Source organism: Campylobacter sp. MIT 97-5078, from assembly GCF_006864455.1.
Lineage (GTDB): Bacteria > Campylobacterota > Campylobacteria > Campylobacterales > Campylobacteraceae > Campylobacter_D.
Window position 1 is genome coordinate 1 of record NZ_QHLK01000021.1, and the last position, 11,058, is coordinate 11,058.

Below are 11,058 nucleotides of genomic sequence, written 5' to 3' on the forward strand. Positions count from 1 at the left end.
TAAAATTGTTTTTATTAAAACTTGCTTGTGACTCTTAACAATGATAATTTAAAGAACATTAGGTTTAAAACCTAAAGCAAAGATAAGATTTATGCTTATGCTTGCTTTAAATTTTAAAGCCTTTTTGTTTGGTTTGCAAATTCTTTTAATTCTGGTGGGCCTAACAAGACTTGAACTTGTGACCTCACCCTTATCAGGGGTGCACTCTAACCAGCTGAGCTATAGGCCCATTAAAATACCTTAGTTAGTATTAAAAATCTTATGGTGGAGAATAGCGGGATCGAACCGCTGACCTCCTGCGTGCAAAGCAGGCGCTCTCCCAGCTGAGCTAATTCCCCTCCAAATATAAAACACATATTATATAAAAATTTTCTTAAAAATTTATAAAATTTATAAGAAAAATTTATAAATTTTTTTATAAATTTTATAGAAGCAAAGATGCTTCTATAAAATCATCTTGTTTTGTAGCCTATTAAAGCAAAAAATAAGATATAAAAATAACAAAACACAGGCACGACATAGGATAAAATCAAATTACTGTAATCAGCCACTAAACCTTGCACAGGAGGTATTAAAGCTCCCCCAACTATCGCCATACAAATAAGCCCTGAAGCTTGAGAAGTAAATTTACCTAAATTCTTAGTTGCTAAAGAAAAAATAGTTGGAAACATAATGGAATTGAAAAGTCCAATAGCAAGCAATGCAAACATAGATGCATATCCATTAGCCACTATAGCTATTATGCTTAATATTATAGTCATTGTGGCATTAAAAGCAAGACATTTATTTGGTGCTATTTTAGCCATTACCGCACTACCAATAAAGCGTCCTACCATAGCACCGCCCCAGTAAAAGACTATGTATTTTGCCCCTGTTACCTCGTCTATACTTGCTATTTCTTTCATCGTTAAAATCAAAAATGAACCTATAGAAACTTCAGCACCCACATAAAAGAAAATCGCAGCAGCACCTAAGACAAGATGAGAATATTCAAACATACTTACCTTTTTATCTTGGTTTTTCTCGCTTATTTCTTCAGCTGTTTTTCTCACATCGGGAAGTTTCAGCAAATACACAAGCACAGCCAAAAGTATTAAAACTCCTGCTATGACGAGATAAGGAATTTGCACAGATTGTGCTTCTTCCATTTTACTGGCATACTGAGCTGTTCCTGAAAGTATAAAAGCAGCACCAAATAAAGGTCCCAAAGTAGTTCCTAAAGAGTTAAAAGCTTGCACTAAAGTTAAAGCACTTGCTTCTTTATTGGGAGCGAGTAAGGTTACGAAGGGATTACCTGCGGTTTGTAGCAACACAACCCCGCTTGCTAAGATAAACAAAGCTCCCAAAAATATAGGATAAGAAGCAGTTGCTGCTGCTGGATAGAAAAGCACACAACCAAAAGCTGTTAAAACGAAACCTGAAATCACACCTGCTGGATAGCCTATTTTAGAAATAAGTTTTCCAAAAAAACCACCTGTGATAAAATAAGCCCCAAAAAAGCAAAATTGTATCAAAGCTGCTTCAAAATAGTTTAGATCAAAGATCACCTTCAAATGCGGTATTAAAATGTCATTTAACACCGTAATAAAACCCATAGCAAAAAACAAAGCCGTTAAAGTGGCTAAAGCAAAAGTATTACTTTTATTTTGCATCATCTTTCCTTTCTTTTTAAGATTGATTCTTTTGTTTATATAGTTCAATGAGATTTTTGGTAGATGAATCATACTTCATTTGTGTATCTTGACCCAAAAGTTCGGCTAGTATGGACTTTGCTAGCTCCTTACCAAGTTCAACACCCCACTGATCAAAACTATTAATATCCCAAATCGCACCTTGCACAAAAATTTTATGTTCATACAAGGCGATTAAAGAACCTATGCTTTTAGGGTTGAGTTCGTCAAGTAAGAGGGTATTACTCACTCTATTGCCTTTAAATACTTTATGTAAAGCAAGTTTTTCAATTTCTGTTTGAGGCATATTTTTATGAGTTAATTCTTCACATACCTCCTCATAAGTTTTGCCTACCATAAAGGCTCTAGCTTGAGCAAAAACATTGCTAAGTAAAATTTCATGGTGCTTTGGCAGTGTGCCTTTTTTACTTAAAACCGCAATTAAGTCAATAGGTGCAAGTCTTGTGCCTTGGTGTAGAAGCTGAAAAAAAGCATGTTGGGCGTTTATGCCCATATCGCCCAATACAATAGGACCTGTATCATAATCTACAAATGTGCCATCTTTGGTAATTTGCTTGCCGTTACTTTCCATATCAAGCTGTTGTATAAATTTAGGAAAATGTCGCAAATGCTCATCATAAGGCATAATTAAGTGCGTATCTGCTTTAAAAAAATTAATATACCATATTCCAAGCAAACCCAAAATTACAGGCATATTTTGTTCAAATTCGCTTTCATAAAAATGCCTATCCATAATATAAGCTCCCTCAAGCAAGGTATAAAAATTATCTTTACCTAAATAGAGCATAATGGCAAGTCCTACCGCACACCAAAGACTATATCTTCCACCCACCCAATTCCAAAATTCAAAGATATTATCCTCAGCTATACCAAATTCCAAAGCCGCTTTTTTATTTGTAGATACAGCGACAAAATGCTTAGCTATAAAACACTCATTAACAGCAGAATCTAAAAACCACTTCCTTGCGGCAAAAGCATTAGTTAGTGTTTCTTGTGTGGAAAAGGTTTTAGAAGCAATGATAAAAAGTGTAGTCTGCGGGTGAATCTTGCTTAAAACGCCTTGCAATTGTGTAGAATCTACATTTGAAACAAAGTGCATATTAAGACGAGGATTACCGTATTCTTTTAAAGCCTTGCATACCATTAAAGCTCCTAAATCAGAACCTCCTATGCCGATATTAACAATATCAGTAATGAAATGATTGTTATATCCTAACCAAGAACCTATGCTGATTTGGTCACAAAATTTTTCCATTTTTTCTAAGACGGAGCGGACATTTTGCATAACATCAACCCCTTCAACTTCTATTTTTTGTTCGCCTCTGTTGCGAAGTGCTGTGTGTAAGACTGAACGATTTTCTGTAGTATTTATTTTATCGCCTCTAAACATAGCCTTAATTTTTTCTTTTAAGTTTCTTTCATTGGCTAGTTCAAATAAAAGCTTTAAAGTTTCATCATTAATGCGGTTTTTAGAATAATCAAGTCGCAAATCAGCCACACTTAAAAAATAACGCTTAGCTCTATTCTCATCTTCTTCAAACATAGTTTTCATATGTATATTTTTCATTTGCTCAAAATGTTCTTTAAGTTTGATAAAAGATGAAAGTTGTGTCAAAGACATATTTATTTCCTTTTTTCTTTAAGATAATTATCTAAAGCCACACCCACTCCATAAATTCCTGGATGTTTTGCTAAAACCACATATACAGGAATAGCTGCTAAATATGCATCAAAACGTCCTTTGTCTTCAAAACGCATCCTAAAGGGCGATGTTTTAAAATACTCTATAAATCTTGGTATAATGCCTCCACAAAGATAAACTCCGGATCTAGCACCTAAGGTAAGAGCTAAATTTGAAGAAACAGTGCCAAGCATAGCACAAAATATATCTAAAGCAAACCTACACAAAGGTGAATTTCCACTCAAAGCTTGCTCGCTAATAAGTTCAGGTGTCATTTTAGCTTTTTTTATCCCCTCTCTACTTGCTAAAGCTTCATAAATTAAAACTAAACCGGAGCCACTTAAAAATCTTTCAGCTGAAACATGTCCAAATTTTTTCTTTGCATATCGCCATACCATAATTTCAATGTCATCAAAGGGTGCAAAACTTACATGCCCACCTTCTCCAGCTAAAGCTATGTATGAGCCATTACCTTGTGGTATTAAAGCACTTACACCAAGTCCCGTTCCAGGTCCTAAAACAGCCTTAGCCGAATGTATATCACAACTTGTGCCCCCTATTTGGATAAGTTCTTTTTCACTCATTTTGCTAATAGCATAAGCTTGAGCCACAAAATCATTGATGAGTATAAGTTCATCAAGCTCTAAAGCTTGTCTTGTTGTTTCTATACTAAAAGCCCAGTGATGATTTGTCATCTGCACCCAATCACCTATAACAGGATTAGCAATAGCAAAAGCTCCAAATTTCACTTTAACATCGCCTATTTTTTTAAGATAAGCCTTAACCGCATCGACTATAGTGTCATAGTCATTACAAGGCAAAACTTCGATATGTTCTATTTTATTAGGCTTTAATTCAAGAGCAAATCTAGCATTTGTTCCACCAATATCTGCAAGTAATCTTGGATAAGATTTTAAATTTTTATTTTGAGTAATAGACATCACAGCTTACCTTTTTTGAATGAAGTATGAAAGAAATAGGCAAATTTGCATCAAATTTCACACAGGCTTTGTCAAAAACTTCTTTTTTTTCCTTACCTTGTATGAGTAAAAAAAGTCTTTTGCAAGCTTCAATAGCTTTTAAACTCATACTTAGTCTCTTAAAAGGAGCATTTTTTGGCTCTATAAAGACTATATTTTTATTTGTATTTAAAGCCTCATCAAATCCTAAAGAATTAGCAAACAAAGAAGCAAAATGTCCATCATTGCCCATACCTAAAACTGCAATTTCAGGTTGTTTGTATTTTTCATTAGCAAGTTTAAGGTTTTCTTCATCACTTAAATTCACATCTTCAAGTAAAGATATAAAGTGTGCATTAGAAGCTTTTTTTTGCAGGAATTCATTGCGGATAAAATAGGTGTTACTATTTTTATCGTCAAAACCAACAATTCTTTCATCAACTAAGCAAATGTGCATATCTTGCCACTTTAAATCCTCTTCTCTTAGATAATGAAAAAAGCCAAGAGGAGATTTACCACCAGAAAGTGCTAAAGAATTGAAACCTTCCTTTTGTATGATTTCTTTAATAGCCTTGCTTAAGGCTAGCTGGCAAGAATCAACATTTTCAAATTCATAAAAACTATATGCCATACACCTTACTTTCATTTTTAAGATATAGTTGGTATTCTAACGTAATAAAGGTGATTTTAGTTGATTTATTATATTTTTATCAAAGAATAACAGATAATATATTACAAATTTTCACACTTTAGCCATAATTTTTAAGGATTAAGCCAAGTATTGCCATCTTTTTGTATGAGTTTCTCTGCTTCTTTTGGTCCAAAACTGCCTGCTGCATAATGATATAAAGGTAGCTCATTGGCAGCAAAAGCCTTGATAATATTATCAAGCCAAAGCCACGAGGATTCAAGTTCTTCTTGATGATTAAAAGAACTTAAATTCCCATTAATAGCATCTTTTATCAAACTTTCATAAGGCTGCGTAACCCTGCCCTCGCCATAATTATTTTGTATAAATAAATTCTCCTCTTTATAAGTAGCTATACCCTCTTTTTTAAGTCTTAAATTTAAGGCGATGAAATTATGAGGTTGTAGATTAATCACAAGTTTGTTAGTATTTTCTTGCCCCTTAAAATGAAGCACGATTTGGACAAATTGCTCTTTCATTCTTTTGCCTGTGCGAAGGTAAAATGGCACTCCTTGCCAAGTTTTATTGTCTATAAAAGCCTTTAAGGCTACATAACTTTCAGTTTTGCTATTTGGCTGTATATGAGCCTCATCTAAATAGCCCTTAAATTTACCATTTTGCGTGTATTGGGCTCGAATAACATTTTCTTTAATATCTTGCTTTGAAAAGGGTTTTAATTCTTTTAAAAGCTTACACTTTGCCCGTCTTAATGAAGTAGAATTAAGCTTTGAAGGCATTTTTAAAGTAAGCAAAGAAAGAATTTGTATCATATGATTTTGCAACATATCTCTTAAAGCTCCTGTTTTATCGTAAAATTCGCCCCTGTTTTCAACACCTAAGGTTTCAAATACGCTTATTTCGACATAGGCAATATGCTTATTATTCCAAATATTTTGAAGCAAACCATTGTATTTTCTTAAATATAAGATATTTTGTACACTTTCCTTACCCAGATAATGATCTATTCTATAAATTTGTTTTTCTTTGTAATATTTTGCAATTTCTGTGTTAATAGCCTTGCAAGAGTGCAAATCCATACCTAAAGGCTTTTCAAGGACTATTTTTACTCTTTGATTGTTAAAGCCTATGAGAGCTAAATTTTTACAAGCTTTGATAAAAAATTCAGGCGATATAGAAAAATAAATCACCACATTAGCATTTTTTCTGCTGCTTTGTTTTAAAGCTAAAAAGTCCTCATATTTGTTTAATTCTATGCTTATGTAGCTTATTTTTTTTAAAAATTCTTGCCATTTTTGTTCATTGATATTTTTAATATGAATCTTTGCTTTAACATTTAAAACTTCTTTAAATTCAATCTCGCTTAATTTACTTCTAGCACTAGCGATAATCCTCACACTTGGGGTTAAAAAATTACTTGAGTAAATTTGAAACAAAGAGGGAAAAATTTTTCTCATTGCTAAATCCCCACTGGCACCAAACAAAATAAAATCACAATCTATCATTTTTTCATCCTTTTTACGCATAAATGCAAATTCTTTAAGATATTTTATATCAAAAAATGTTTAAAAATAAGCTTGTTTAGCAATTTTTATTACAATATTATTACATAAAGGATAAAAAATGCCAAGACAAGAATTAAAACTCATCGCCCAAAAAATACAAGAAAAAAGTAAAAAAACAAGACAGGAGTATTTAGCAAGACTAGAGCAACAAGGCGGTAAAATTTCTCGTGCTAATCTAGGCTGTGCGAATTTAGCCCACACTTATGCGAGTGTACCAAAGCATATCAAAGAAAAAATCAAACATAATGAAAATGCCAATTTCGCCATTATTTCATCTTATAATGATATGCTTTCAGCACATCAACCTTTTAAAAATTATCCAGAACTTATTAAAGAAGAGCTTTTAAAGCATAATGTTTTTGCACAATTTGCCGCAGGAGTACCCGCAATGTGCGATGGTATTACTCAAGGTTATGAGGGTATGGAGCTTTCTTTATTTTCTCGCGATGTTATCGCTCTTAGCACAGCTATAGGGCTTTCTCATCAAGTTTTTGACGGGGCTTTTTATCTTGGAGTGTGCGATAAAATAGTGCCTGGACTTTTAATAGGGGCTTTAAGTTTTGGACATTTACCAAGCATTTTTGTGCCTTCAGGTCCTATGACAAGTGGAATTTCAAATTATGAAAAGGCAAAGGCTAGACAGCTTTTCACAGAGGGTAAAATTTCAAGAAGCGAATTACTTGATAGTGAGATGAAGTCTTATCATGATGTAGGCACTTGTACATTTTATGGCACGGCTAATTCTAATCAAATGATGATCGAATTTATGGGACTGCACCTACCAAATTCAGCCTTTATCAATCCAAATACCCCTTTAAGAACTGCCCTAGTCAAAGAGGCTGCAAAGCATTTAGCAACACAAAAAGTTACACCCATAGGCAAGCTCATCAGCGAAAAAAATATCATTAATGCTATGATAGGCTTAATGGCAACAGGAGGCTCAACCAATCACACCATACACCTTATAGCCATAGCCAAGAGTGCTGGTATCATTATAGACTGGGAGGATTTTGACGCCATTTCAAAGCTCATTCCGCTTTTAGCAAGGGTGTATCCAAATGGCAAGGCTGATATTAACGCTTTTAGTGCTTGTGGGGGATTAGCCTTTGTGATAAAAGAGCTTTTAAAAGCAGGGCTTATGTATGAGGATGCTATGAGTGTAATGGGTGAGGGCATGCACTTTTACACCAAGGAACCTTTTTTGATTGAGGGTGTGCTGCATTATAAAGATGGCGTTGAAGCAAGTAAAAACGAAGATATTTTAAGAGGAGTAGCAAAAGCCTTTTCAATGGACGGTGGCGTTAAAATCCTAAAAGGCAACATAGGCAGGGCTGTGATTAAAACTTCAGCGATAGAAGAAACACATCAAATCGTAAAAGCACCTGCTAAAGTTTTTTACTCTCAAGAAGAGTTTTTAAACGCCTTTAAAAACAAAGAATTAGAATGTGATTTTGTCGCTGTTTTGCTCTTTCAAGGACCAAGAGCAAATGGTATGCCAGAGCTGCACAAGCTTACTCCAGCCCTTGGGATCTTACAAGATAAGGGCTTTAAGGTGGCTTTACTTACTGATGGGCGAATGTCAGGGGCATCGGGTAAAATTCCAGCAGCCATTCATACAAGCCCAGAGGCTTTACTAAATGGCAATATCGCTAAGATAGAAAATGGCGATATAATCTTACTTGATGCTATACATGGTAAGCTTGAAGCCTTGGTTGATGAAGAGCTTTGGCAAAAAAGAGAGCTTAAAAAGCCTCAAAATGAATCGGTATTTGGCTGTGGCAGGGAACTGTTTGCAGGCTTTAGAAAGCAAAGCTCAAGTGCTGAAACGGGAGCGATGAGCTTTGGTGGATATTTTAATTAAAGGAGAGACGATGAGAGCAGATGAAATTTTATATATAAGCAAAATTATACCAGTTATTAGTATAGATGATGAAAATGAGGCTTTAAAGCTTGCCGAGGCTTTGTATAATGGGGGTATAAAGATTTTAGAAATTACCCTAAGAACCCCAAATGCACTCAAAGCCATAGAAAGCATAGCTAAGAATTTTCCACAAAGCGTTGTAGGTGCTGGCACTGTAATCAATGCAAAACAGCTTGAAGCGGTGAAAAATGCAGGGGCTACTTTTGCCATAAGTCCTGGCATAAGTTCAAATTTAGCCAAAAAAGCTTTAGAACTTGACTTTACTTTAATACCCGGTGTTTCAAGTGCAAGTGAGCTTATGTTAGCCTTGGAATTTAATTTTACCTGCTTGAAATTTTTCCCAGCACAAGCTGCTGGAGGCGTTGCTATGCTAAAAGCCTTATACGCACCCTTTAAAGAAGTGCAATTTTGCCCCACAGGAGGTATAAATTTAGCCAATATGAATGAGTATTTAGCCCTAGCTAATGTTTCTTGTGTGGGTGGCTCTTGGCTTAGTCCTAAAGAGCTTATACAAGATAAAAAATGGGATGAGCTTACTAAAATAGCTCAAAAAAGCTTGGCATTAATATCCAACTAGGCTTAAATATGGAAGAATTAAACGAAAAATTAAAAAATATATAAAAAGAACTCTTAGCTAAGAAAAAAAGATATTTAAAAGCTTTAGAATGTTTTAAAAATTCTATCCTAAGGCGAAAAAAATTAGCTTTTATTCTTCTGCGGACAGGACAGAAATAGAAAGATAAATTTTGATTTTGAAAAAATAAATATTTTTTATGCGTTGTAAATACGAAAGCAAATCATACAGATTTAACTGCTGATTATATTTCTATCACACAGGATATGAAACTTGTAGCACAAGCCTTTGATAAAGAAATGTTAAGAGAGGTCGATGAAAAAGATTTTTGCGAAAATATTGCCAAAGAAAAAAATTACAATTTTTCAACCTAAAAACTAACCCCTAAGTAGCCTCCATATAGCCACACAAGAAACACAACACATCATCCCCAAAATCGATACAGTAGTGCAAAAAGAATGTAAATAAATTGAGAGTGCTGCTTCTTGATGGCTAAGCCCCGCGAGATTTGCACTCGCAATGATGGGAATATTTTCTAAGCTCAATCCCGCAGATATCACGCCTGAACTGATAAAAACAAGTGTTAATGCACCATAGAGAGCCACACCTATAGCTTCACTTCCTAATCGACAAGAATTAAGCACACCTGCTGCAAGCCCCGCTTTATTGGGATCAACACTACTTAAAGCAAGATTATCAATACCTCCAGCATGCAGCCCCATTCCTACGCCAATAACAAAGAGGAGAAAATTGTCAATATGAATTGCCATTGTGGTTGAATAAAGAGTAAAACACCAGCAAGAACAATGAGACCTACACTCATTAAAAGCGACATCATAAGAGCAAGCCTTCTTGTATTCCACCCACTATTTAACATTTTTGAGACAAGGAAAGGGCAAAAAAGCATAGGTGTAGTGAGAGCGAGCATGAATAAACCGGAGGCAAAAGCACTCAATCCAAAAACTGCCTGCAAAAAGCTTGGAAAATAAGTCAGAAGCACTACAAAACTAAAACCAGCAATCACCATAACAAGTGTAAAACCAAAAAAATTTTCATTTTTAAGCACTTCTAAATCTAAAAGTGGAGCTATACCTTTTGTATGCAGAGATTTTTGCTGCCATATAAATAAGCCTGTAAAAAAGAGAAACACAACCAACGCAATAAGGGTTTGGGTATTAAATTGAGCCAAAGAAGTAATACATACCATGAAAGAAAAAAGCAACGCAACAAACAAAAATGCACCCATATAATCGAAAGAATTTTTTGCTCTATCATTTGGTGTATCTTTTGGCAAAGCAGGACTAAGAAATAATACAAGAATCAAAATAAGAGAATGAAAAGCAAAAATAGAACGATAAGAAAGGAGAAAGTCCCCTATAAAAGTCGTTGCAAAAGCGTCGATAAGTAAGCCCGAAATCGTTGGTCCAAATGTGATTCCAAGTCCTGCCGTCGTTCCAAAAAAGGCGAAAGCCTTTGCTCTTTCTTGTTCTTCAAAGTTCCTAACGAGTAAGCTTGCTCCACAAGCAAATACGCTTGCACCTCCAATTCCTGCCAAGGCACGAGCTGTATCTAAGATAAATAAATCTCGTGCTACAACAGAAAGCAAAGAACCAAACACATAAACACACCCCAACCAAAAGACATCTTTTTGCTCCAAATCTATCCGCCATTGCTCCCCAAATAAGCGTAAAACTTGCAAAAAACAGATTAAACGCATTCACAACCCACTGCAAAGCCATAACATTATTTCCTAATTCTTGTGCAATGAAAGGAAGTGCGATGGCTGTTCCAGAAATAGAACTTGGCACGACAAAAACGGCTAGGAGTATAGCAAGCAATAAGATCTTATGTTTGATGTTTATTTCTCCTTAATCAGGGATACACTCTAACCAAAATTAAGAAATTGAATGATTTTGCTTTTGTTTGTTTAATTTATAGTTTTATTGACATTTATAAAGACTAAAGTCTTTTCTATCAATCTTTAAAATCTAAACAAGGACTGATTGAGATTTACTACTTAA

At 34.6% G+C, this 11,058-nt stretch carries 8 protein-coding genes, 2 tRNA genes and 1 pseudogene; 2 read left to right on the forward strand and 9 right to left on the reverse strand.

All coding sequences use genetic code 11. The features are described from left to right. Positions 1 to 152: 152 nt before the first annotated feature. The 7 genes from DMB91_RS08300 to zwf all read right to left on the reverse strand — a co-directional run bounded on the left by DMB91_RS08300 (position 153) and on the right by zwf (position 6,482). Positions 153 to 229: transfer RNA gene (locus DMB91_RS08300), tRNA-Ile, on the reverse strand. A 33-nt stretch (positions 230 to 262) separates the two neighbouring features. Further along, positions 263 to 338, reverse strand: a tRNA-Ala gene (locus DMB91_RS08305). A gap of 114 nt (positions 339 to 452) precedes the next feature. Further along, complete coding sequence (locus DMB91_RS08310; RefSeq protein WP_034903517.1) at positions 453 to 1,652, reverse strand: sugar MFS transporter; 1,200 nt, start codon at positions 1,650 to 1,652, stop codon at positions 453 to 455. Positions 1,653 to 1,668: 16 nt separating this feature from the next. After that, positions 1,669 to 3,312, reverse strand: a complete 1,644-nt coding sequence (gene pgi, locus DMB91_RS08315) for a glucose-6-phosphate isomerase (RefSeq protein ID WP_034903520.1) — start codon at positions 3,310 to 3,312, stop codon at positions 1,669 to 1,671. A 2-nt stretch (positions 3,313 to 3,314) separates the two neighbouring features. Next, on the reverse strand, positions 3,315 to 4,313 hold the full coding sequence (locus DMB91_RS08320; RefSeq protein WP_052043162.1) for a glucokinase: 999 nt from the start codon (positions 4,311 to 4,313) through the stop codon (positions 3,315 to 3,317). Next, positions 4,294 to 4,962 carry a 6-phosphogluconolactonase gene (gene pgl, locus DMB91_RS08325; protein WP_034903523.1) on the reverse strand — a complete coding sequence of 223 codons (669 nt, stop codon included), beginning with the start codon at positions 4,960 to 4,962 and terminating at the stop codon, positions 4,294 to 4,296. Before pgl ends, DMB91_RS08320 begins: the two co-directional genes overlap by 20 nt. A gap of 131 nt (positions 4,963 to 5,093) precedes the next feature. Continuing rightward, positions 5,094 to 6,482, reverse strand: a complete 1,389-nt coding sequence (zwf, locus tag DMB91_RS08330) for a glucose-6-phosphate dehydrogenase (protein ID WP_034903525.1) — start codon at positions 6,480 to 6,482, stop codon at positions 5,094 to 5,096. Between the two features lie 118 nt (positions 6,483 to 6,600). On the opposite strand from zwf, the gene edd reads away from it, so the two are divergent. Continuing rightward, on the forward strand, positions 6,601 to 8,403 hold the full coding sequence (gene edd, locus DMB91_RS08335; protein WP_034903527.1) for a phosphogluconate dehydratase: 1,803 nt from the start codon (positions 6,601 to 6,603) through the stop codon (positions 8,401 to 8,403). Positions 8,404 to 8,413: 10 nt separating this feature from the next. Next, a complete protein-coding gene (locus DMB91_RS08340; RefSeq protein WP_034903530.1) occupies positions 8,414 to 9,040 on the forward strand; it encodes a bifunctional 4-hydroxy-2-oxoglutarate aldolase/2-dehydro-3-deoxy-phosphogluconate aldolase in 627 nt (208 codons plus the stop codon). 374 nt (positions 9,041 to 9,414) lie between these two features. Here DMB91_RS08340 and DMB91_RS08345 read toward each other — a convergent pair whose 3' ends face one another. After that, complete coding sequence (locus tag DMB91_RS08345; protein ID WP_052043163.1) at positions 9,415 to 9,759, reverse strand: hypothetical protein; 345 nt, start codon at positions 9,757 to 9,759, stop codon at positions 9,415 to 9,417. Positions 9,760 to 9,761: 2 nt separating this feature from the next. Then, positions 9,762 to 10,845, reverse strand: a pseudogene (locus DMB91_RS08350) (MFS transporter). Positions 10,846 to 11,058 lie beyond the last annotated feature (213 nt).